This window comes from Janthinobacterium sp. J1-1 (assembly GCF_030944405.1).
Taxonomy (GTDB): domain Bacteria; phylum Pseudomonadota; class Gammaproteobacteria; order Burkholderiales; family Burkholderiaceae_D; genus Janthinobacterium.
In genome coordinates this window covers 1-23,811 of sequence record NZ_CP132340.1, presented here as the reverse complement: position 1 = coordinate 23,811, position 23,811 = coordinate 1, and the positions used below count along the sequence as shown (strand labels likewise).

The following is a 23,811-nucleotide window of genomic DNA, read 5'->3' as shown; positions in this document are numbered from 1 at the left end:
CACCATCATACCCACCGATCCCCTCCGAGGAAATTATTTCATGATGTTCCAGCCACACACCACCCTGGTGCCCCTGCTCCGCACTCTGCTCTTGCCTTTCCTGCTCATCGGACCAGCGAGCACTTTCGGCGCCGACGGCATTGAACAGTTGCCCATGAATGCAAAGCAGATCAGCCGGGCCGGCATAGTGACAGCGCCGGCCGTAGCCGCGCCGGCCACCGCCGCCACGGCCGTGGGCAATGCCGTCGTCCTATCGGGAACGGTGGTCACGCCAGCCGATTCGCTCATCCTCGCCGCCGCTGCCGCCAACGGGGTGGTGCAGCAGGTGCATACTAGTTCGCTGCAGCGTGTGCAGACAGGAACGGCACTGGTCACATTGTTCAGTCCCGCATGGATGGAGACGCAACGCGAATACGTTCAGCTGTCGACGCAGTCCCACTTGGCGGCCGATAAGTTGTTGCGTGATGAAAGCCTGTTTGCGGATGGGATCATCTCCCGTGCGCGGGTGGAGGAAAGCCGTGCCGCAGCGCATCTGGTCAGACTCGCGTGCGATCAGCGCGCCCAGACGCTGCATGCAGGCGGTTTGAATGCGTCAGCCATCAAGGCCTTATCAACTGGCGGTCAACCGACCCCGCTGCTCATCGTGCGCGCGCATAGCGCGGGGACATTGCTTGAGCTGCCGGTCACCATCGGGCAGCAGCTGGAGGCTGGCATGGCGGTGGCAAAGATAAGCCGCGATGGCCCGCTGTGGGTGGAATTGCAGGCGTCAGCCAAGCAGCTGCCGATGCTGGCGGTGGGGGCGTTGCTCGACGTCGCCCAGTGCGGGCAGCTACGGGTGATTGCGATCTCGCCGCAAATAAACGGCGCCAATCAGACAGCGCAGGTACGCGCACGCCAGGTCGAACCGAAGGCCTGTCTTAAGACAAATGCATTCGTGGAGGCGCGGTTGCTAACGCCACCGCGAGGAAGCGACGCTCTGCTCGTGCCAGCCGTAGCGATGGTGCGTCGCGGATCGGCCAACTATGTGTTTGTACGTAACGCCAGCGGCTTCCAGGCCGTTCCGGTGATCAGTGGAGCGGTTGCCGGTGATCAGCTTTGGGTAAGCGGAGCGATCGCCTCAGGAGCGCAAGTGGCCGTGCGCGGATTGGTGGCACTCAAGGGCGCATGGGCAGGGTTCGGTGAGCCCACCGGCGCACCTGCGGCTAAAGGGAGTCAGTGATGCTGGGCCGATTAATCGCGCTATCCCTGGCACAGCGCCTTCTGGTGCTGGTGTTGGCGGTGTTGATGATAGCGGCCGGCATCAAGGCCGCGGGCGAGCTATCCATCGACGCCTTCCCGGATGTCTCCAGCACGCAGGTCAAGTTGATACTCAAGGCGCCGGGCATGACGCCGGAAGAAGTCGAAGCCCGCATCGTCGCGCCGATTGAGCAGGAATTGTTAGGCATACCGCGCCAGGCCATTCTTCGCTCGCAATCCAAATATGCGATCGCCGACATTACGTTGGACTTCGACGATGGCACCGACGTCTATTGGGCGCGACAGCAGGTTAGCGAACGCCTCGCCTCGGCACTCAAGGACTTGCCGCCGTCGGTAAGCGGTGGGCTGGCGCCGATCACCACCCCTTTAGGGGAAATCTTCATGTTCACCATCGAAGGGCCGTTGTCGTTGATGGAAAAGCGCACGTTGCTGGAATGGACGATCCGTCCCCAGTTGCGCAACATCGCCGGCGTCGCCGATGTGAATTCGCTAGGTGGTCAGGTCAAGAGCTTTGAAGTAGTGCCCGATCTGGCTGCGCTGGCGGCACGGCGCATTTCGCTGGCGCAGTTACAGCAAGCGCTAGAGGCCAATAACCGGAGTGATGGCGCAGGTCGGCTCGGCAGCAACGAAGAATCTCTGCTCATCCGCAGCGACTCGAGTATCCGAACGCTTGCCGATGTCGGCGCCATCGCGATCGTCAAGCGCGGCGACGTCGCCATTACGGTGGGCCAGGTCGCAACCGTGCGAATCGGCCAACTGACAAGCTATGGCGCCGTCACGCAGAACGGAAAAGGCGAAGCGGTCGAAGCGCTGGTGCTAGCGGTACGCGGCGCCAACGCCCAAACCGTCGTTGATCAGGTAAGGGCCAGACTCGTCGAGATTGGCCGCTCGCTTCCGGCCGGCACCACTATCAGCACCTTTTACGATCGGGGCAATCTGGTCGAGCGGGCAGTCAAGACAGTCACCAAAGCTTTGCTGGAAGCGACCTTGCTGGTGGTGCTGTTGCTGTATATCTTTCTCGGCAACCTACGCGCGGCCCTCGTGGTGGCCTGCATTTTGCCGTTGTCGGCACTTGGCACCTTCCTGCTGATGCGCCAGTACGGACTCAGCGCAAACCTGATGTCGCTCGGCGGCTTGGCCATCGCCATCGGCATGCTGGTCGACGCAGCGGTGGTGGTGGTGGAAAACATTGAGGCTCACAGCAGCAAAGCCCAGCCAGGCATGTCGCGTCTGCATGTGATCTACCGCGCGGTGCGGGAAGTTGCGGTGCCAGTGACGGCGGGTATGGTGGTGATCATGATCGTCTTCCTGCCCCTTCTGACGCTGCAAGGGCTGGAGGGAAAATTATTCGCGCCAGTCGCGCTGACCATCATCTTCGCTTTGGCGGCATCGCTGCTGCTGTCGTTGACGGTGATTCCGGTGCTGTCCTCGCTGGTGCTCAAGGCACACCATGGTCCACCACCGCGTTTGGTGCAGCGCATGGAGGCGGGCTACCAGGCCTTGCTGAGTCGAGCGCTGCGGCACGAGCGCCTGGTGACCGGCGGCGCCGTCGCTGCCTTGCTCATCGCAATCGGCCTATTCACGGTTGTCGGGAAATCGTTCATGCCGGTGCTCGACGAGGGCGACATTATTATGCAAATCGAAAAGCTGCCATCCGTGAATCTGATCGAATCCGCACGTCTCGACATGGCGATACAACGCAGCATCCTTGCGCAAGTACCGGAGGTGCGACGCATCGTTGCGAGGCTCGGATCGGATGAGCTCGGCCTGGACCCAATGGGCTTGAACGAGACCGACACGTTCCTGGTGCTCAAGCCGCGCCCGGAGTGGCGAAGTCAGTACAAGGAAGACTTGATCAACGCCTTGCGCAAGGCGACGGCAGACTTCCCTGGTGTCAACATCAGCTTCACTCAGCCCATTGAAATGCGCACCTCGGAAATGCTTTCGGGCGTACGCGGCGATCTCGCGATCAAAGTGTATGGACCCGATGCCAAGGCGCTTGGCACGCTGGCTGCGCAAATTGTCAACGTGGTGCAGGCGATACCAGGCAGTGAGGATGTACTGACCGTGAAGAATGAAGGCGTGCAGTATCTACAGGTCGACATCGACCGGGTTGCCGCCGGCCGGCTGGCTCTGAGTTCCGAGCAGGTGCAGGCGGATCTGCGCACGCTCATCGAAGGACGCGTGGCCGGCGTCGTGATCGAGGGCGGCAAGCGCCTGCCCTTGCTGATACGCGGAAGTGAGCAACTTCAACTGTCATCCGAATTATTCGGGCAATTGCGCCTGCCGCTCGCAGACGGCGAGTCGGTACCGCTGAGCCAGCTGGCGACGCTGCGCCACGTGGACGGTCCCGTCAAAGTCGAGCGTGAGAATAGCAGTCGCCTGGCCGTCGTGCGCGCAAATGTCCGAGGCCGAGATCTGGTGGGATTTGTCGACGAAGCGAAGCGCGCCGTCGCCAGCAAAATCAAACTTCCCGGCGGATATCGCCTGAGCTGGGGCGGGCAGTTTGAAAATCAGCAGCGCGCCGCAGCAAGATTGGCGTTGGTCGTGCCGGTGGCGCTGGCGTTGATTTTCCTGCTGCTGTTTAGCACGCTGCACAGCATACGGCAGGCGCTGCTGGTATTCGTCAATATTCCGTTTGCATTGATAGGCGGCGTGGTAGCGCTCGCGATCACTGGCGAGTATCTGTCGGTGCCCGCGTCGGTCGGCTTTATCGCCTTGATGGGCATCGCTGTCCTCAATGGTCTGGTGATGATTACCTGCTTCAACCAACTGGTGGCGCGCGGCATGGCTCTGCCGGAGGTGGTAAGCCAGGGCGCGCTGCGGCGCTTCCGACCGGTGATGATGACCGCCTGCATTACCGGCCTGGGCCTCGTCCCTCTGCTGCTGGCCACCGGCCCCGGCTCCGAAATTCAGAAGCCGTTGGCGATCGTGGTGATCGGGGGGCTGCTCAGCGCGACCCTGTTGACATTAATACTTTTGCCCATGCTCTTCCGGCGCTTCGGTGTCAAGCGGGTGGCAATTTTTCAAGCAGACCAATCATGCTAAAAAATATCTCCAACGACAGCTTGCTCACGCTGGCCATTCCAGTCGGTCTGGAAGAGGATGTACTCGACTTTCTATTGTTGCACCCGCTCTGGGCTACGGGATTTTCCGTGCTCGCGGCGCAGGGAATGGGGCAAGGCGCCGTGCTGCAGTCGCCGATGGAATTGGTGCAGGGGCGCAGCGGCCGAAAGCTGGTTCTGGTCGCAGGTGTTGGCGATCATCTTTTGCTGTTGCTCGAGGCCTTGGCTTGCGAGATTCCGAGCCCCGAGGTGACGTATTGGCTCGGTCCATTAACCGCATGTGGGAGGCTCGCATGAAATTCCACCTTGCCAGACTGGCACTGGCCTTGGCGGCGCTAGTAAGTGCCGATGCCTGGGCTAGCGGCCCGGCCTTGCCGCTCGCCAGCGAGCAGTTATTTGGATTGCCTCCGGAGCAAACCGTCAGGCGCTTGCTGTCCCAATTACCGCAACTGCGTATCGGCGCCCTCAACAATGAGCTGGCTGGCGCCGAGCAAACAAAACTGGCCGCCGGTCCAGGGGAGTGGACGGTACGGGGTGGCATAAGCCAGCGCAGCGTGCTCGAAGGGGACCGCTATCGTGAGCAGGAACTGATGCTCGAAAGGAGCATACGCTGGTTTGGCAAAGCCGGGCAGGATCGAGCGCTAGGCGAAAAAGGGCTGGCGCTGGCACTGGCACAGCGGGCCGACGCCTGGCATGAAGCCGGCCGGTCGCTGATGCAGGAATGGTTCGATGCGCTGAAGGTGCAGGCCACGCTCGACCAACTAAAGGAACAGCACACGTTGATCAAGCAGCTCAGATCGATCGCCGAACTACGCGTGAAGGCCGGGGACGGAGCTCGTCTTGAATTGATGCAAGCCGATACCGAATTAAGACGGGCCGCTGCGTTGATTGAGCAGGCAGAGCAACAGGTCTACCAAGCGCTCACCTCGTTGTCCACCACCTATCCCGGTATTCCGACTCCGCAATTGGCCCAGGTCCCCGATCCGCGCCCCATGCAGTTACGGCGGCCAGATCAGCTCACTCGAATCCTGGATGACAACCATGAGCTTGAATTGGCACAGGTGGAGGCCCAATGGTACGGATTGAAAGCAAAACGTGCCGCTAGCGAGCGTATGCCAGACCCGACGATTGCGCTGCGTGCTGGCCGCGAACGCGCAGGTCAAGAACGCACCATCGGCATCAGCGTGTCAATTGCCTTGCCGGGCGGCGCACGCAACGCCGAGAGCTCTGCTGCGTACATTAGGGCACAGATGGCGAACGAAAGGGTGGCCCAAGTCAAGACCAAGGTAGCGCTTGCCGCGCAACGGGCAGTGACCGAACAAGAATACAACTATCAGGTCTGGACCAGCCTGCGCGCAGTCGAGCAGCAGAGCGCCAATCAGGCGCACTTGATGGAACTGGGCTATAGGGCGAACGAATATACTTTGGCCGAAGCCTTGCTTAGCCGCCGCTTGGCTCTTGAGGCATCATTGGCTTCCCAGTTGGCACGGATCGCGGCCGTCGCCGCCAGCGCAAGGGTGCAGCTTGACGCGCATGCTATGTGGGCGATCGATTGAGGCGCATAGTGATAATGGCCGTCAATGGTTCCCGCACGACTACCACGCAATTTCAAAATAGTGCGAATAAGCTCTCTCGGTGCTGTACCCTTGCATGGACGATGTTTTGCTGAAAAATAAACTGTAGGCTCGCAAAAAAGGATGTGCATTATGTCGGAACCTCCGGGTGCCGCAGTCTTAAACGAAAACCCGATTAGACAGAACTCAGTACACCCGTAACCGTCCAAAAAATGGAATTGTGAGCTCCGGATCCTCGTTCAAAGCGATCGCCCAAATCACTCAGGCGGTCGTATCAATTATTGTTCCAACGGGACCTGACGAAGCTTTTGGCTTTTCAATTTCAGCAACTTTACTTCCATCGTTGTCACCGTCACTGTCCTTGCCGCGAACTATCGCCGGTTGCGCACTAGCCTGGACCGGGGGGGGTGTAGGCTGCCTTTGTCGAACTACCAATTGCTGAGGTCATTTTGCTCTCCGATGAGAATTAGCTTTCAAGAACTGCTTCTCCTTTAACGGCAATCTTCAAAAAAACTTGACTTGCAATTGCATGCTGGTTCCGCGATACGCTATATGGAGTAAGGAGAAGCTACCGCATGTTCTCAATCGCTTGGTTCCCGGAAACGCGAATCATTGCGACTATGATTCGGAGCACCCACGCTCGCTTAGTATCACGTTGTCACTTAAGATAGTGATATTCGCTAGCTAATGCGCTCCCCCTTTGCCTGCCCATATGAATCCACTTGAATTCCAAGACGAGAACGAAATTTCCTCACATTCGTCAGTTGAACGAGCCGCCGCCGCATCGCGCAGCACCTGGGTCAGCGTAAGCGTGAACATTTGCTTGAGTGTCGCCCAAATCGGTATCGGTCTGTTGGCTAAATCACAGGGCTTGGTGGCAGACGGCATACACTCCTTATCCGATCTAGTTGCTGATTTCGTAGTACTTTTTGCCAGTCACCACAGCAAGAAGGACGCGGATGACGATCATCCATATGGACATCAACGATTCGAAAATGCGGCGTCGTTGGTCCTGGGGTTATTGCTGCTTGTGGTTGGTATTGGCATGGTCTGGACCGCAGTTCTGAAACTTGAGGCACCGGAGACCATTGCGAAGGTACAAAGTATTGCGTTGTGGATGGCGGTGATTGCGCTTTGCGCCAAAGAGCTGCTTTTTCGTTACATGCTTGGGATCGCCAAGCGCATCAAATCAAGCATGCTCATTGCCAATGCATGGCACGCGCGTTCAGATGCTGCGTCTTCGTTTGTCGTCGGCGTCGGCATCATCGGCAACTTGGCAGGATTTCCAATACTTGACCCCATTGCGGCGCTAATCGTTGGCATCATGATACTGAGGATGGGCTGGGGATTTGCTTGGGATGCCCTTCACGACTTGATGGATCGCGCGATTGACGAGATGGAGATTAGCGCAATTCGAGCAACATTACTGGAGACGCCTGGAGTCAGTGGCGTGCATGATTTGCGCACCCGGAAGATGGGCGACATGATCATCGCTGACGCGCATCTGGAAGTCGAGGCGACGCTGACGGTGGAAGCCGGCCACGATATTGCCGTCGATGCCAGGCGCCGCGTGCTGGAGCGCCACCGTGTACTCAATCTAATGACGCACGTTGATCCGTGGAAGCGGCCGGACTTGGACCATGAAAATCTAGTGCGACAAACCGCGCTTGGATAGGATGGATACCATGTCGACGCCAGAAAAGAGTGAGGGTCTGACAGCAGCCGAAGCTACAGAAAAACTGCGTACAAATGGTCCCAATGAGCTTTCCACTTCTCGTCCTTTGAGTGCAGGGCGTTTGCTGCTGGATGTGATTTCAGAGCCGATGTTCCTGCTGCTCGTAGCGTGCGGCGCCATCTATCTGGTACTCGGCGACCGGAACGAAGCGCTCATGCTCCTTGGTTTTGTTTGCATCGTCATCGGCATCACTTTTTTTCAGCAACGACGCACGGAGCGCTCACTGAACGCTTTGCGTGACCTATCGTGCCCACGTGCATTGATTATCCGGGACGGTCAGCAGAAGCGCGTCCCCGGTAGGGAACTGGTGGTTGGCGATCTGGTTCTGCTCGCCGAGGGCGATCGCGTACCCGCCGATATTGACCTGCTCAACGCATCGAATTTGACCGTGGATGAATCCATGCTCACTGGAGAGTCTGTTCCGGTAATGAAGCATGGCAAAGCCGATATTACTGTTGAAAAAGACAACCAGGTATATTCAGGGACTCTTATTACGCAAGGAACAGCGAGCGGCTTAGTGATCGCCACAGGGCCGAACAGCGCGCTGGGTCGCATTGGTGCCTCGCTTGCTGCTTTAGGTGGAGAGCTGACGCCGATTCAACTGGAGACGCGGGGTGTGGTCAAGACGGTAGCCATAGGGGGATTGGGCCTCGCTGCTGGCCTTGGTCTGATCTATTGGTGGCTGCGCGGAGATTGGTTGCATGGGTTACTTGCCGGAATCACGCTGGCTATGGCTATCTTGCCTGAAGAGTTGCCTGTTATTCTAACGTTGTTCTTAGCGCTGGGCGCATGGCGCCTGGGACGAGAAAAAATTCTGGCGCGCAGCATACCCGCTATTGAATTGCTCGGGGCAACCACCGTGCTGTGTGTTGACAAGACCGGCACCCTCACCGCCAATTGCATGGAAGTTGTCCAGCTTTGGTCGGAGAAGTCTTTCTACGACGGCAAAGCCCCGGCCGCTCCCGCTTTACAAGACGAACTGCACAGTTTGCTCGAATATGCGGTACTGGCAAGTCATCGACAAGCGTTCGATCCGATGGAGTCGGCTATAGGGAAGGCAGGCGTCCATCTGCTTGCCAGCACTGAACATCTACATTCCGATTGGGTTTTGATTGATGACTATCCGCTCTCGCGGAAAATGCTGGCCATGTCTCGGGTTTGGCAATCAACGGACCGGTCTGAATATCTGGTTGCGGCCAAGGGTGCGCCTGAGGCTATTGTAGATCTTTGCCACATTGAACCGGGCCGGGCTGCCACGATATTCGCACAAGTGACAGCGATGGCGAATAAGGGATTACGCGTGATCGGCGTCGCCCGCGCAACCTTTCCAGCAATGCCTCTGCCTGACAACCAGCATGTCTTTGAATTTGTGTTCTTGGGCCTCGTCGCACTGCAAGACCCGGTTCGGCCGGAGGTTCCAGAGGCTGTGGCGCAATGCCAAGCGGCAGGTATACGCGTTGTGATGATCACAGGTGATCATCCAGCAACGGCGTTGGCAATCGCGGAGCAGGCGGGGATCGGCAAACCACCGGTGGGCATATTATCCGGTATTGACCTAGCGTCACTGGACGATACGGCGCTGCTGAATCGTCTTCAAGACACAGATGTCTTTTGTCGGATTGCGCCTGAGCAGAAGCTACGCCTTGTGCAAGCCTTTCGTAGCCGTGGCGATATTGTTGCGATGACCGGCGACGGCGTCAATGACGCGCCCGCGCTGAAGGCGGCTAGCATTGGCGTCGCAATGGGCGCGCGAGGCACCGACGTCGCGCGGGAAGCCGCTGCCTTGGTTCTGCTCAAGGACGACTTCTCTTCGCTATTATCAGCTGTCAAGCACGGCCGCCGCCTGTTTGCCAATCTGCGCAAGGCAATCGTATTTATCGTCGCAGTGCACGTCCCCATCGTTGGCTTATCGATACTGCCGGTGCTGTTTGGCTGGCCCATGCTGTTGATGCCGGTGCACATCCTCTTTTTGCAACTAGTGATAGACCCAGCCTGCTCAGTCGTGTTCGAGGCGGAACCATTAGAAGCGGACGCCATGAAGCGCAAACCACGCAAACCTGATATGCATTTGTTTGACCGCGAGATATTGATACGCGGTCTACTGCAGGGCGGTGGCTTATTGGCCATGTTGGTCTGTTTTTATCTGCAGGTCAAATGGTCCGGTAAATCCGACGACATCGCACGCACTACGACATTCTTCACACTCGTGATGTCAAACCTGGGGCTCATATATACAAATCGCAGCTGGTCGCTGCCGTCCTGGATACGGAAGGAAACTCTGAATAGTCCGTTTTCCTGGATCAGCCTATGCACTGTACTTCTGTTGTTTTTGGTGCTGAGTCTGGGCGTGATACGAGATCTGTTCGCATTTTCGCTTCCTGGTCCTGTGCTGCTGTTCAAATGTTTGCTTGTTGCTGCGTTGAGCATCGCATGGTTCGAGTTGGTTAAGTTCGGGCAATCGAAATGGAGGCCAGCGGCCAATACGGCGGTGACAGCCTGAGCGACATAGATATTTGTAAGTAATAAAGTCAACCAAGGAAACGACATGGAGAAACACACTAACTATGGCCCAGTATCCGATCACGGCTGGAAATATCGACAACCAGCGATTTGGTTACATTGGATTTCTGCATTTCTGATCATCGGACTGCTATGCGTAGGCTGGTACATGATGTCAATCGAAGATGATCCCGGTAGCGGCTGGTATTTTGATCAACACAAATCCTTTGGTCTGTTGCTCCTGATACTGGTTCTATTTCGCCTCATTTGGCGACTCTCACACAAGCCTGAGCCGCTACCGGACACAGTTCCAGTGTGGCAGAGGAAAGTGGCGAGCTTTACGCAGTGGTTGCTTTATGGCTGCATGCTGGCAATGCCCGCTATCGGATTGATAGGGGCGTCTTATACCAAGCGAGGTGTCGCCCTCTTTGGAATAAAACTCCCCTCATGGACGGCTCCCAGTCATGATATTGCGGAACAGTTTTTTGCCGTGCATTCAATCTTGGCCTTTATCCTAATAGGCCTGATCGTCCTGCATGTGCTTGCTGGGTTCAAGCACATGCTCATGGACAAGGATCGAGTTTTTTATCGCATCTGGTTCTGAACTCGGTGAAACCACGACCTTGGCCCAAGCGCAGGTCGATCTTCTTCGAAAGTCATCATCGAACATAGGGTTCTGATAGCACGATAAAAGTCTGCGAATGACTGTGGCGTCAGGCATGATTCCAACACAAGCTGAATAGCTGGCTGAAGTTGCGCTCAGCCAGCACACTGTAGTATGGCGAGTTGAGCAATTTTGGATGCAATGATGAAAACTATACGCCAACAACTACTGCTAGGACTCTTAGGGACGGCTCTGATATGTATTCTAGCGTCAGCATATTTTCTTTATCAATCGCTACTTCATGAAGTCAATGAACTAGCTGATCTCCAACTACGCCAACTGGCGCTGGCGCTGCCCGATGAATTTTTGCCAGGCACCGGATCACGCGCTCCTGAGGATCCTGAAGAAGAGTACACACTACAGGCGTGGGATCAAGCCGGACAACCATTACGGCTTTCAGTTAGCCAGCAGCTAATGCCTCGCTACGTGCTCGATGGGTTTTTGACAGTAAGCCTGCGCGGCCAGGAATGGCGTATCTATGGGAAAACCCGGAATGCTCGTTACGTGCAAGTAGCACAAGCGGTCGCTGTGCGAGACCTGCTAGCCGTGCGCATGGCGCTGCGTGCCGGCGCACCGCTTCTAGTTCTGGCGTTCGTTCTGGCTGTAATGATCCTAGTCGTAGTAGAACACGCCCTGAAGCCCTTAGAGCGGCTCGCTCAGACCATGGCAGGTAAGTCTGCAGATGCACTTGTCCCTGTTGTGGAAGAGGATATGCCACCTGATCTGCGTCCAGTTGTAAAAGCAATTAATGGTCTGATGTATCGGTTTGACAATGCGCTGATTGCGCAACGCGCCTTTATTGCCGATGCCGCACACGAACTGCGCTCGCCGCTTACGGCAATGACGCTGCAGTTGCAGTTGGTCGAACGTGCGATTGGTGATCGGGCGAAGGCAATTGCGTTGTCCAAGCTGAGTGAACGATTGAACCGTACCACGCACCTAGTACGTCAACTATTGAGCCTCGCCCGCCATGAGGGCTCAGCACATCAAATTCGCATGCAAAAGGTTGATCTGGGCTCGTTGCTACAAAACGCGGTTGCTGATCACTCGGCGTTTGCCGAAAGTCGCGAAATTGACCTTGGAGTCGATTCCTCCGGGGCTGTGGTGGTGCAGGCCGATCCCGACGGCTGAGGTGTACTGTCAATAGCGGACACTCTTGTTTCAAGCCACCCGCGGCTGTTTGCTGAATTTTTCAGCGAACAACGCGGGCGGAACATTGCCAAGGCGCGAATGGCGTCGCTGGCGGTTGTAAAAGCTTTCGATATATTCCTGTATTGCGGCTTTCGCGTCGGCCCGGGTCGCGTAACGTTGATGGTGCACCAGCTCGTTTTTCAGGCTGCCCCAGAAGCTTTCCATGGGCGCGTTGTCATAGCAGTTTCCTCGGCGCGACATGGACGGCTTCATGCCGAACTGCGTCACCAGTTTCTGATAGTCGTGGGCGCAATACTGACTGCCACGGTCGGAGTGGTGAATCAAGCCCGGCGCGGGGCGTTTGTTGCGCACGGCCTTCCACAGTGCTGTTGCCGTCAGCGTTTGCGTCATGCGCTCGTCCATCGCGTAGCCCACCAGCTCGCAGGTGAACACGTCCTTGATACCGGCCAGGTAAAGCCAGCCCTCGCCGGTCGCCACATAGGTGATGTCGGTCACCCAGGCTTCGTTCGGCCGGGTCGGCGCGAAAGTCTGATTGAGCAGGTTGTCGGCCACCGGCAGGTCATGATTCGAGTTCGTGGTGGCCTTGAACTTGCGCTTTTGCTTGCAGCGCAGGGCGAGCTCGCGACGCAGACGGACGATACGATCACGGCCGGCCGGAAAGCCTTGCGCCGTCAGTTCCGGCTGCATGCGCAACGGGCCATAAGTCTGCCGGCTCTGCGCGTGCACGGCCTCGATGGCGACCTTCAGGCGTGCGTCGTCCTGCGCCCGCTGCGACGGTTTGCCGTTCGACCAAGCGTAGAAACCGCTGCGCGAGACGCCAAAGACGCGGCACATGATGGTGACAGGAAATTCGAGTCGCAAGGTCTTCATGACCGCGTACTTGGCAGCGACTCCCGCGCAAAGTACGCTGCCGCTTTTTTTACGATATCGCGCTCCATGCGTGCCTCGGCAAGCTCTTTGCGCAGCTTGGTTACCTCAGCCTCAAGCTCCGGCACGGAGCGGCTACCAGGGGCTACTTTGGGCGACGTGCCGCGCCTTGCCGCACTGACCCAGTTCGCTAGCGTGCCCTTGGGAATGGTGAGACGCAACGCGGCGTCTTCCAGCGTCAGGCCTTGTGTCAGGACCAGTTTTACCGCTTCTTCCCGAAGCTCCGGTGTGTATGTTGTTGAGCGTGTCATAAGTTCTCCAGTTGGTGAAGTTTACCAAACTAGAGTGTCCGAAAAAGTCAGGGTACCTCAGGCTTGCAGGTACTGCTAAACAACCTTGTTGATAATGCGTTACGTTATACCCACAAGGGCGGAAGAGTCGATCTTCAATCTACCTACGAGCAGGGGCATCCAGTCTTACGGGTAAGTGACAACGGGCCTGGTGTGGAAGAGCAGTATCGAGGGCGACTGTTTGATCGTTTTTTCCGTCCGGACGGCCAACAAGCTTGGGGGAGTGGTCTCGGGTTATCTATTGTTCGTAGTATCGCTGATAGACACAACGCCGAAATTAAACTTGGTGCGACAGAGGTGGGTTGCGGTCTCACTGTCACAGTTTTGTTCCCGAATGCGACGTTGGAAGGTGAGCTAAACAGAGGAAATGTTGAGTAGTAGCCAAATTGCTTCGCAAAGAAGACGTATGGCCCGTATTTTAGTTGGATCGAATTCTCTTTTTAAATCAATAGCTTAACTTAACTTTGGCGTAAAAAACACGAATCCCGGCCGTGCCTCTTCCTGGCCGAGAATCGGCTGGAATGCTGGTCGGGTCCGTTTCAAATGCAGGTCACTACACCTAGCCGGGGCGCTCGGCTTCTACGGCTCGCACCTGTTGTATGGAAAACAGATAGACGACCAAGCGGCCTTTGGCCGTGCCGTAGGCACGGTGTGGGACAGTTTGGACGCCAAGACAAAAGAGCGGATTCAGGCCGCAAGGAATCGCCAATGAAACCCGCACTTGCCCTAACCCTGCTGCTGCTGGCCGCCTCGGCCTTCATGCTGGCCGCAACCTGTTCACCACGATCAAGGGCAAGACGCCCGCAACGTGGGTAACGTGGTTCTGGCTCGGCGTGTGGGCTGTGGCCGTCGTGGTGGTTTCGGTGGTCTGCCAAACCCGGATTTGGGCGCACATGGTGGCCCGCGCCAATTACATGCCCCACGGTCAAGAAACGGTCATCAGGGGCACGGAAGTGGTCGGCGGCTCTAACCTGCAAGCCCGCATGTATGGCGACAAGGCAGCACCCGCCGACGTGGATATTGAGATTGGCGGGGTGGTCGTTCCGCGCATGTTGGAAGCGCAGCACATGCTTTTCAGCGGCACCACGGGCGCGGGCAAGACGCAGGCGATTAACCGGGTTTTGCGGGCTGTACGGGCGCGCAATGAGCGGGCCTTGATCGCTGACCCGGCCGGGGGGGTCTTCTCTCGCTTCGGTCGTCCTGGTGATGTGCTGTTTAACCCGTTTGATAGGCGCTCGGTCGATTGGTCGCCCTTCGCTGAAATTCGGGCTGACTACGATTGCCAGCGCATTGCAAAAGCCGCTGTTCCTGACGGTACGTGGGAAGGCGCAGAGTGGCACCACTACGCACAAACGCTGCTCGGTGAAACGCTCTTGACCCTGCACCTGCGCGGGGAACGGTCGGTAAAGCGGCTGCTGCACTATGTCAGTTCGGCCGACATAAAGGAGCTGGGCGAACTGCTGGCCGGCACGCCTGCCGCCATCCTGTGTGCCAAGGGCAACGACAAGATGCTGAACAACACGCGGGGCATCATTGCCACTTATCTTGGTGTGTGGCGCTACCTGCCAGACGCCGGCACCTTCTCCGTGCGTGAATGGATGCAGGATGAAACGCGCACGGGCTGTCTGCCGTTGCAAAAAAACGTCACATTGCTGTCAAACAGCGTGCAAAACTTTCCAGATTCGGGGTGGAAACAGCGTCCAATAGTTTCCACCCCAGTATGTAACCATCCGGTATTTCGCCGGAGGTATCTGGAGTGTTTCACATGGACATCATTTACGAAATCCGCCGGCGCCATCTGGTCCAGAAGCAGACGATTTCCGCCATCGCCAGGGAGATGGGAATCTCGCGGCCAACGGTACGCCGGCATCTGAAGACGGTAGAGGAACCTCGCTATGCACGGGTGCAACCGGTCTCGCCCAAGCTGGGGCAATTCGAGGCACAGCTGACGCAGTGGCTGGAACTGGAGGCAAAGTTGCCGAGGCCGCGCCGCCGTTCTGCCCATCGTCTCTACGAGGGCTTGCAGGAGCTGGGCTACGGCGGTGCTTACGATAGCGTTCAACGGTTTGTAAAACGCTGGAAGGCCAGCCACCATGGCCCCAAACTGACGGAAGCATTTATCCCGCTGGAGTTCGCGCGTGGTGATGCCTGCCAATTCGACTGGAGCCACGAGCAGGTCGAGTTGGCTGGCGTGCTGCAAACGATCAAGGTGGCCCATTTCCGGTTGACCTACAGCCGCCAGATGTTCGTCGTCGCGTACCCGCGCGAAACCCAGGAGATGGTGCTGGAGGCGCACAACCGGGCTTTCGCCTTCTTTGGCGGTGTGCCGGCCCGACTCATCTACGACAACCTCAAGACCGTCGTCGACGCCATCTTCAGCGGCAAGGAGCGCAAATTTAATCGCCGCTTCCTGTGCCTGGCCAATCACTACCTGTTTGAGCCGGTCGCCTGCACGCCGGCCTCGGGCTGGGAGAAAGGTCAGGTCGAGAATCAGGTCGGCAATGTGCGCGAGTGGCTGTTCACGCCGCTGGCCCGCTTCGCATCCTTCGCCGAACTCAATGACTGGCTGGCACAGCGCTGCCGGGAGTTGGCGCAACGTCTGCACCCAACGCAAAGCGAGCGCACCATTGCCGCCTGCTTTGCCGACGAACAGCCGCTGCTGCGGCCAGTCACGGCCACGTTCGATGGCTACGTCGAGGATATGATGCGCGTCTCGTCGACCTGCCTGGTGCGGGTCGACCGCAACCGCTACAGCGTTCCCGCCAGCGCCGCCGGCCAGGCCGTATCGGTGCGCAGAACGGCCGATCACGTCCACGTCGTCGCCGACGGCGAGCTGATCGCCGCGCACCCCCGTCGCTATGGCCGCGACCAGTTGATCTGTGATCCCTGGCACTACCTGCCGGTGCTTGAAAAGAAACCGGGCGCGCTGCGCAATGGCGCCCCCTTCATCGCATGGGAGTTGCCCAAGCCGATACAACTGGTGCGCGACCGGATTCTCAAGCAGCCCAAGGGCGACCGCGCTTTCGTCGAATTGCTGATGCTCGCTGGCGAGGCTGGCCTTGATGCCCTGACGGTGGCCTGCGAACTGGCATTGGAGTGCGGCATCGTCAGCGCCCCCGTCGTGATGAACGAATTGCGCCGGCTCATCGCGCCCCATCTGCCGGCAGCGGCCATCGCCGTGCCCGATGGTATCGCACTGACGATGGAGCCACTGGCCAATTGCCAGCGGTATGACTACCTGCTGGGATCGACCAATGTCCATTGACCTATTGAATCAACTGAAGGCCCTGCATCTCTATGGCATGGCCACCGCCTGGAATGAACTGCAGGCCGAAAAGCCCAAACAAGCCCACCGGCCGGAACTCTGGCTCGAACGCATGCTCGCCGCCGAGCAAACCGACCGGCAACTCAAGAGCCTGCGCTACCAGCTCAAATCGGCCCGCTTCCCCATCCACCGCGACTTGCTCGGCATCGACTGGAACGAGACGCCGCTCGCGCAAGCGCTGCTGGAACAACTGGCTACGGCGGCATTTATGGAAACGGCGCACAACCTGATTCTGGTCGGCGGCACCGGCACGGGGAAAACGCACTTGGCCACGGCAATCGGTGTGGCCGCCATCCATCAATCCAAGCGCGTGCGCTTCTTCAATGCCGTCGATCTGGTGAATCTGCTAGAGCGAGAGAAGGCGCTCGGCAAGGTCGGCAACCTGGCCAAGCAGCTGTGCTTGGTGGACGCCGTCATTCTCGATGAATTGGGCTATTTGCCGTTTCCGCCATCGAGTGGCGCCCTGTTGTTTCACTTGGTCAGCCAGTTGTACGAGAAGACGTCCCTGATCATCACCACCAATCTGTCGTTTGGCGAGTGGGTACAGGTCTTTGGCGACGCCAAGATGACAACGGCCTTGCTCGACCGCGTCACGCATCATTGCGACATCCTGGAGACCGGCAACGACTCCTACCGATTCAAACAGCGTAAAGGCCGCGCTCAGCGGCCCTCAAAAGTGGAAAATATTGGACGCTGAAAGGTGGAAAGTTTTCGACGCTGATTGACATCCAATAACATTCAACTCGCCTTTCGAAGCTACGAAGCCAGCAAATGGCATTATCATTTCTGATGGAATAGGCGGGAATATGTTCTCAAGCGCCATTAGCAAGAAGACGCCGATATATCCTGTGCTCGAGAGGAACTCAACGATAAAGTCAACCATGTTGTCCTTTTGTTAGATTTGCTTGATTCACTGCGGGTTGACGTTCCGGCCATCTATCCAGTGCCAATACAATAATCGTCAATGTCACAAGGGATATCCACATTGACCACAATGTGTGGGTCATGAAGTGAGCTCCACGCAGCTGCTGCATCCAGCCGACAACTAACCCAAGCGTCATAAAGATGACCAGACTACTAACTGCCGATTTGACGCGATAGGGCACGAAGAAAATAGAGAGCGAGATTAACCATAGTGCGCTCGAGGCATGACCCGCCGGCATGCACTGACCAGCTGATACTTCAGCGGGTAGGCTCTCAAAAAGCCGTACATACGGTTCTGTTCCTCCATAACGCTGGAGGTCCCACGGGCAATGCGAGTCACTTTGCAGCTTAATGAGGCTGATTGCCGCAGGGATGGAAATGGCGGACAATGCAACGACTCGAAATTGAAACCTGCGAATCCATGACCACTTTCGCGGCGAGATGAAGTCCCAAATCACCAGTAGCAAAAATCCAACCGCGGCTACGGTAAGTACTCGCTTCAAAATGACGTGGTTGAATTCTTCTGTAAGCCAAGCGTGACGCAGAGGAAAGGTATTAGTCGTGAAGTTAAATGCACTGTCAGCAAGTTGCAGGTCCCAGTCGGTCACCAATGCGATTAGACTCAGCAAAAACGGGGTAATTAACAACGTTAAAGCGATGCCAGTACACGTTTGACGCCATTGTTCCTGGGCAGCTAGGGATAAGCCTGCCTTCGAGGACAACTTAGACGACCATCTGTGCTTACTGCTCATGTTTGCACGCATTGAAAATATCCAACTTCGGGTTGTACACAGCAGTATTTATGGCTAGCATCCCCAACGCCGAATGAAATACGTTGTCATGCGAAAATTCTTGGTCTCTACGTGCAGCAAGGCAGCGTGTATCGATACGGAATCTGGTTTGGAAACTGTCAGAGAGCCACAACATGAGAGGAACATGTCGTTGTTCGTCCGGCGATATAACGTACGGCGCACCATGCAGATACATATTTTTTTCGCCAAGTGACTCTCCGTGGTCCGAAAAATACATGAGCGCCGTGTCTACACCATCCTCGGTATTACTTTTCTCGAGAATGGAAATCGCCTTACTAATGATGAAGTCGGTGTAGAGGATGGTGTTGTCATATGCCGCTACAATTGATTCGGTAGAGCATTTGGCGAGCTCGCTGGTTTCGCACACGGGCGCGAATTTCGCAAATTCTTTCGGATACCGCTTCGAGTAAGCCGGCCCATGGCTACCCTTCTGATGGAGCACAATGACCAAGTCTTTAGTGGCGCTCCGTATAAGTTCCGGCAAATCTCTCAATAGCTTTTCGTCATAGCACTCCTCAGTGTTACAGAGAGGGTCTCCTAGAGAAGGCTTGGAAAGGTCCTCGAACTGAATACGGTCACATACGCCCTTGCATCCGGAGTTGTTGTCGCGCCACCGAACATCGAAGCCGGCATGTTTGAACACATCAAGTAAGCCTTCCTGGCCTTGGGCTTTCGCACTAGAGTACTGATGACGTCCCAATGCGGAAAAGACACAAGGGACCGATACGGCGGTTGCAGTTCCGCAGGACTGCACTTGGGTAAAGTTGAGCAACCCTTGCTGATTTGCGAGCAGTGGATTGGTTTGGCGAGAATATCCGTTGAGTGAGAAATTCATCGAACGGGCGGTTTCGCCAACGATGATGACGGTTACTGTTCTCCGGGAGCTCTTAGCCCATAGAACTCCTTTACTAGCATCGGTTCCTAATGGGGAGACAACAACTGGAGACGCCCACTTGCGTTTGAAATATCCATTAACCGCTTGTATATAATTTGTTGGCGTAAGGAGAAATCGCAGTTCGCGATGCTCGCGCAACGGCGAGGCCAGTCCTTTGTATAGCAGGAAGAGGAGTACTCCCGCTAGAACGAGGGAAGCGAGGACGCTACCGAGAATTTGGGCTAGATGACCTTTAATAGGCGGATACTGGACCTTGCTGTAACCCAAAACAACTGAGGGTAGAATCCCAAGTAAGGTAACCGTGAATGTCATTTTCCATGTAAGGAGCTCCATCCCTTCACGCGCATCTGTTTCTGCGACGTTTTGGACCATTGACCAGTCAATGGCAGTGCCATACTGGTTCATGAAGTAACTCGCAGCCGAGGTGGCAACGAACAGGAATATTAGGACGGTCTTGAATACGTACTTGAAGTTGACGAGAGCTAGGCAGGCCGTAAAGACAAATGCGATAAGAAAAAACATTCCTATCTGCAGCGGGAGCTGCGACCACCCCAGGCCTCCGGTGGCACGAACGAACGAATTCCAAAACGCGGAATTGTAGGCGATTAGGAGGAAAGACGCCGCTAAGGGCGGTAATATGACGCTCGGGAGGTTACGGCTTAAACTTAACTTCACTTTTTAGTCCGAAAGTAGTCCTGTGCAGGAGCTCTGCACTGCTGCTACAGGATGTGCAGCAAGCTAAGACTACGTTTCGGTCAGTGAAGACTGTGTTACTGAGATGTTAGGATTTTGTGAGGGCCGTGCTCTGGGCAGTTGAGCAGTCGATTTCGATGACCGAGCCCTGGTCTGACTTTGATACAACGCGGAGTGTCGACCCTATGTATTCGCAAATGCGTTTGACTAGTGCAAGCCCTAATCCTGTACCTTCAGAGCCCACATAGCTTCCAGTTTGTTCGTCTAGCAGCATTGCCATAACGGCATCTGGCAGACCAGCGCCTGTGTCGTGGACTTGAATTTTATATCCGGTGATTTCGACAGCTACGGTGCCGCGGTCGGTGTACAAGCATGCGTTTCGGATGAGGTTGCCCAAGGCCGACTCGAGGAGCTTAGCCGGGACTTTGAGTCTAAAGTCACCTCCGGCGAATGTCAGTTTGACCGGTTTGTCACGCACCAAAAATTGGTACTGTTCAACTTGAGCTTGGGCTAGAGCACCGACAGAAATCTCAGATGATTCGATGAGATTCGGCGCGCGCGCAAGCATCAGCAAAACGTTGACGCTCTGCGACGCGTCTTCAATTGCTCTATTGATTCTTTCGACTGGCGCCTGCATTGCCGGGTGTTTTATCGTTTCTAAAGAAAGAATTTCTACAGCGCCGCGAATAATCGTAAGCGGTGTTCGGAGTTCATGGCTGACATCGCCAGTAAAGAATCGCTCGCGGTCGAGGTAGTGCTTCATCTCCTTGGCATAAGCATCGAAAGCTCTCGCGAGCGCGCCGAGCTCGTTATTTTCTTGTAAAAGGGGAAGATGAGGTTGCTTTTCGGCAACTGCCAGAGACAGGCTAGTAATTGGCGAAACAAATCGGCGTGCCATATAGCGGCCTAATAGCAACGAAAATCCAAGGAAGCCGATGAAGGAGGTCAGGATTAATGAGTAGACGGCTTTCTCGACATTTTCGTAGTCTGATGCATGGTCGATTACGACGAATGGTCCCGCCGACGTGTGCCCCCCAAATACGTGCAGCTCAATGCCGTCGACAATAGCTTCTTGAACGCCCTCTGGAAGAGCTCGCAGTGAAGTGGGGATGCCTTCGCCATGATGGAAGCTTAATCCCGACGGCATTTCGACTGGCAAGCCACCAACATACCTAGGGGCAGCCCATGCGGCGACTTCTTTCAAACGGTCGTCAACAAGCCTGACTTCAATGCCTTCGATGACAAATGCTCCAATAGTAATGAAAAGCAAACAACAGGCTGCAGTAAAGAGAAGGTACGCGCCGATAATTTGCCGGCCAATAGACTTAAAGGGTTTCATTATTTACTATTAGTTTAAAGCCGATACCAGATACCGTCTGCAACATCGGTGCTGTTTCCGATTTATCGAGAGTCTGCCGCAATGCGTGAATATGGGTGCGTAACGCGTCACTCTGCGGCCGGTTGTCGCCCCAGATTGCGTACTCAAGCTCCTCTCGAGATACAACTGCTGGCGAAGCGCGCATCAAACACCCTAGTATGATGAATCCTGTCTTTGTCAGGTTAAGTGGTCTACCTGCCCTGGTGGCATGAAAACTCTTACAATCAAAACGAAGGTCTCCGACTACCAAGGTCGACGTTTCGCTAAGCCCCTTGGCGCGCCGCACAAGGGCTTGAAGGCGTACCTCTAGTTCTACGAGGGAGAACGGCTTCACCAAATAATCATCGGCGCCGCTTGTGAAACCGTTGACCTTGTCTTCAAGCGTATCACGTGCTGTCAACATCAGCACAGGCGTCGCGTTGTTCATTTCGGTTCGCAGTCGACGACATAGGTCGACGCCGTTTAGCCCAGGCAGCATGACGTCCAGAACGATGGCGTCGTACGTACCCTCTGCTGCGAATGACAGGCCAGCAAAGCCATTAGTTGCGCAGTCGAGCGTGTGGCCTCGAGGCTCGAGGAACCCGAACAGGTTTGCAAGAATGTCCGGGTTGTCTTCAATGATGAGGATTCTCATGCTTTCCTTGGATTTTCTAAAGTCTACAGCAACGTTCTAAGGTCACATGTAAATGCGCGAGTCGAACGGCTCAGCTGTTTGATATTCGACGAAGGCACAGCAAATGCACGTCATTCTACTGTTTGAGCTATTCCCTAGAGGGAAACCGGGTGCCGCAGCTCAGTGCAGCAGCCCCGGCTGTGGTGCGATTACTGTGCAGTCACCTCAGTAGTCAGTGTCGTTTTGTCAGCAAAAGTGACTTGCACTTGGGCGCGATTTCCCTTTGCGAGTTTCTTCAATCCATCTGACGTCATTGTATTGTTTGAGGCAGGGACAAGCGGATATGACGCTTTGCTCTTCGTACCCAACAACGTTAGGGTGCCTGAGGCGCCCGCTGTCGACACGGGTTCGGTCCCTTTAGTGAAGTGGACCTTCGTATTTTTCCCGCTGCCAGAGACTCCAGCCTTCACTTCAGCGTGCTGGACCTTTGGAGTAGGTTCGTCGTGCTCAGGATGAGCCATCGACAATCCATGCACAGCTGCGGACGAAGCAATTGCCAACGAAATGACTAACTTGTTAAATTTCTTCACAATTTACCTTTGAAATTTGGATGCCAGTTAGCGGGCCTGGCGTCCGGTGCCCGGTTGCTGCTATTTCTTGTAGATGTCAGAGTAAAACCCGCTTGCGCGAAGTACCACTGTCACAGGCGCTGCACTCTTGTTTTTCCAGTACCAACCATGCACTCCAGTGAACGGTGCGATGAGCGTGCCACGTGACTCACTAACCGCTTTCTCAAGGATGAAGCTTTCGAATTCGTTTTCCTTGGCGTTGACGGGCTCCCCGTGGAAGTCGTGATTCACCTTCTCCGAATTCTTCGTTTTCCACGTGTAGATTAGGGTGCTTCCCTTCGCCAAGTGCGTCTTCACCTCGACACCTTTGCCTGGAGCAAGCGTAACCTCCATGTCGTCGGCGCGATACGGTAGGGAAGGGCTAGACGAAATCGTCAGCGCGCGCTCCTCTCCAGGAGCGGAAACTGTTGAGCCTGGCACTGCCGCAATCGTTGCTGCTGAAACGCCCTGGCTTGTAGTCTGGACAACCGGCGCCTCTGGAGCTGCATGCAATTTCGTGAGGCCCATGGCCTTACCCAAGCCTGTTACGTCAATGCCGTACTCGGCCGGCAGCACGGCAACTGTGAGAAGAACTGCAGCGACTACGGCGGCGATGAGCGTTGCCCGCAGTAGTTCTCGTTTTGGCACCACGTGGGTGTCGGTCAAAGCTGAATGCATCATGAGAAATGTCCTTACGTACGAAGAAAACCTGTGAATTGAAATCCTGCCAGCATGAAGCCAGCGGTCATGAGGACGAAATTGCTCAGTGACGCGTGGCGAGCGAAGCTGACGGTTGAGCGCCAGTAGCGCATACCAATCAAAATTAGACTCAGCGCTAGCAGCTGCCCTATCTCGACGCCGATATTGAATGCAACCATATTCGGAATCAGTCCATCGGGTGACAGTGCGAAGTCCTGTAGCTTGGTTGCGAGGCCGAGGCCATGGAAAAATCCGAAAATTAGGACCGCCGCTTTTTTGTTAGGTTGAACTCCAAAAACCGTCTGGAACCCTCCGAGGTTGTCAAATGCTCGATATACGATTGAGAGTCCGATTATCGCGTCGACGAAGTAAGCATTGATATGCCATCCGTTCAAGACGCCCATCAGCAATGTGGTGCTGTGCCCAACGGCGAACAAGGTCACATACAAGCCGATATCCTTCATCCTGTACAGGAAGAAAATAACCCCACAAAGGAACAAAAGATGGTCGTACCCGGTCACCATGTGCTTAGCGCCCAAGTACATGAACGGCAGGAATTGGACACCGGTGCTCCCTTGCAGGAAGCTCTTATCCGACTCCGATACCCCGTGAGCGAAAGCGCTCGCACTCAGCAGCATCATCAAGGTGCCTACTACCCACCACCGACTGTTGCCATATAAATGTCTGCGAATGAATGTCAT

19 protein-coding genes are annotated in these 23,811 nt (G+C 55.9%); 12 read left to right on the top strand and 7 right to left on the bottom strand.

Annotated elements, in window-relative coordinates; genetic code table 11:
• The first annotated feature begins 40 nt into the window (after positions 1 to 40).
• The 8 genes from Q8L25_RS30695 to Q8L25_RS30660 all read left to right on the top strand — a co-directional run bounded on the left by Q8L25_RS30695 (position 41) and on the right by Q8L25_RS30660 (position 11,925).
• Entirely contained in the window at positions 41 to 1,219 is a 1,179-nt protein-coding gene (locus tag Q8L25_RS30695) for an efflux RND transporter periplasmic adaptor subunit (protein ID WP_262838840.1), read from the top strand.
• Positions 1,219 to 4,305, top strand: coding sequence for an efflux RND transporter permease subunit (locus tag Q8L25_RS30690; RefSeq protein ID WP_262838841.1), 3,087 nt, complete (start codon positions 1,219 to 1,221; stop codon positions 4,303 to 4,305). Before Q8L25_RS30695 ends, Q8L25_RS30690 begins: the two co-directional genes overlap by 1 nt.
• On the top strand, positions 4,299 to 4,619 hold the full coding sequence (locus Q8L25_RS30685) for a DUF3240 family protein (RefSeq protein WP_262838843.1): 321 nt from the start codon (positions 4,299 to 4,301) through the stop codon (positions 4,617 to 4,619). Before Q8L25_RS30690 ends, Q8L25_RS30685 begins: the two co-directional genes overlap by 7 nt.
• The gene (locus Q8L25_RS30680; protein ID WP_262838844.1) at positions 4,616 to 5,878 is read left to right on the top strand and encodes a TolC family protein; all 1,263 of its coding nucleotides are present in this window, start codon (positions 4,616 to 4,618) and stop codon (positions 5,876 to 5,878) included. The genes Q8L25_RS30685 and Q8L25_RS30680 overlap by 4 nt, the downstream gene beginning before the upstream one ends.
• Positions 5,879 to 6,608: 730 nt before the next feature.
• Complete coding sequence (locus Q8L25_RS30675; protein ID WP_262838846.1) at positions 6,609 to 7,571, top strand: cation diffusion facilitator family transporter; 963 nt, start codon at positions 6,609 to 6,611, stop codon at positions 7,569 to 7,571.
• 1 nt (position 7,572) lies between these two features.
• Complete coding sequence (locus tag Q8L25_RS30670; protein ID WP_374694339.1) at positions 7,573 to 10,131, top strand: cation-translocating P-type ATPase; 2,559 nt, start codon at positions 7,573 to 7,575, stop codon at positions 10,129 to 10,131.
• A 45-nt stretch (positions 10,132 to 10,176) separates the two neighbouring features.
• The gene (locus Q8L25_RS30665) at positions 10,177 to 10,734 is read left to right on the top strand and encodes a cytochrome b (protein ID WP_262838848.1); all 558 of its coding nucleotides are present in this window, start codon (positions 10,177 to 10,179) and stop codon (positions 10,732 to 10,734) included.
• Between the two features lie 201 nt (positions 10,735 to 10,935).
• Positions 10,936 to 11,925, top strand: coding sequence for a histidine kinase dimerization/phospho-acceptor domain-containing protein (locus Q8L25_RS30660; RefSeq protein WP_308925921.1), 990 nt, complete (start codon positions 10,936 to 10,938; stop codon positions 11,923 to 11,925).
• Between the two features lie 30 nt (positions 11,926 to 11,955).
• On the opposite strand, the gene Q8L25_RS30655 is transcribed toward Q8L25_RS30660, so the two are convergent.
• A protein-coding gene (locus Q8L25_RS30655; RefSeq protein ID WP_308921162.1) for an IS3 family transposase occupies positions 11,956 to 13,124 on the bottom strand; the annotation gives its coding sequence in 2 pieces (ribosomal slippage) (positions 11,956 to 12,860 and positions 12,860 to 13,124; 1,170 coding nt in all).
• 63 nt (positions 13,125 to 13,187) lie between these two features.
• Here Q8L25_RS30655 and Q8L25_RS31780 point away from each other — a divergent pair.
• From Q8L25_RS31780 to istB, 4 genes are all read left to right on the top strand, one after another.
• Positions 13,188 to 13,541 carry a sensor histidine kinase gene (locus Q8L25_RS31780; protein ID WP_374694338.1) on the top strand — a complete coding sequence of 118 codons (354 nt, stop codon included), beginning with the start codon at positions 13,188 to 13,190 and terminating at the stop codon, positions 13,539 to 13,541.
• A 515-nt stretch (positions 13,542 to 14,056) separates the two neighbouring features.
• A complete protein-coding gene (locus tag Q8L25_RS30650; protein WP_308925920.1) occupies positions 14,057 to 15,037 on the top strand; it encodes a type IV secretion system DNA-binding domain-containing protein in 981 nt (326 codons plus the stop codon).
• The gene (gene istA, locus Q8L25_RS30645; RefSeq protein WP_308925919.1) at positions 14,929 to 16,428 is read left to right on the top strand and encodes an IS21 family transposase; all 1,500 of its coding nucleotides are present in this window, start codon (positions 14,929 to 14,931) and stop codon (positions 16,426 to 16,428) included. Before Q8L25_RS30650 ends, istA begins: the two co-directional genes overlap by 109 nt.
• Positions 16,418 to 17,185 (top strand): IS21-like element helper ATPase IstB, encoded by a 768-nt coding sequence (gene istB / locus Q8L25_RS30640; RefSeq protein ID WP_308925918.1) that lies wholly within the window; start codon positions 16,418 to 16,420, stop codon positions 17,183 to 17,185. The genes istA and istB overlap by 11 nt, the downstream gene beginning before the upstream one ends.
• Positions 17,186 to 17,363: 178 nt before the next feature.
• Here istB and Q8L25_RS30635 read toward each other — a convergent pair whose 3' ends face one another.
• The 6 genes from Q8L25_RS30635 to Q8L25_RS30610 all read right to left on the bottom strand — a co-directional run bounded on the left by Q8L25_RS30635 (position 17,364) and on the right by Q8L25_RS30610 (position 23,751).
• Entirely contained in the window at positions 17,364 to 18,164 is an 801-nt protein-coding gene (locus Q8L25_RS30635) for a phosphatase PAP2 family protein (protein WP_177207793.1), read from the bottom strand.
• A complete protein-coding gene (locus tag Q8L25_RS30630) occupies positions 18,154 to 19,794 on the bottom strand; it encodes a phosphoethanolamine--lipid A transferase (RefSeq protein ID WP_308925917.1) in 1,641 nt (546 codons plus the stop codon). The genes Q8L25_RS30635 and Q8L25_RS30630 overlap by 11 nt, the downstream gene beginning before the upstream one ends.
• 106 nt (positions 19,795 to 19,900) lie before the next feature.
• Entirely contained in the window at positions 19,901 to 21,151 is a 1,251-nt protein-coding gene (locus Q8L25_RS30625; RefSeq protein WP_308925916.1) for a HAMP domain-containing sensor histidine kinase, read from the bottom strand.
• Positions 21,138 to 21,824 carry a response regulator transcription factor gene (locus tag Q8L25_RS30620; RefSeq protein WP_308925915.1) on the bottom strand — a complete coding sequence of 229 codons (687 nt, stop codon included), beginning with the start codon at positions 21,822 to 21,824 and terminating at the stop codon, positions 21,138 to 21,140. The genes Q8L25_RS30625 and Q8L25_RS30620 overlap by 14 nt, the downstream gene beginning before the upstream one ends.
• Before the next feature lie 629 nt (positions 21,825 to 22,453).
• Positions 22,454 to 23,092 (bottom strand): hypothetical protein, encoded by a 639-nt coding sequence (locus Q8L25_RS30615; protein ID WP_091875723.1) that lies wholly within the window; start codon positions 23,090 to 23,092, stop codon positions 22,454 to 22,456.
• Positions 23,093 to 23,103: 11 nt separating this feature from the next.
• A complete protein-coding gene (locus Q8L25_RS30610; protein WP_229408960.1) occupies positions 23,104 to 23,751 on the bottom strand; it encodes a HupE/UreJ family protein in 648 nt (215 codons plus the stop codon).
• Positions 23,752 to 23,811 lie beyond the last annotated feature (60 nt).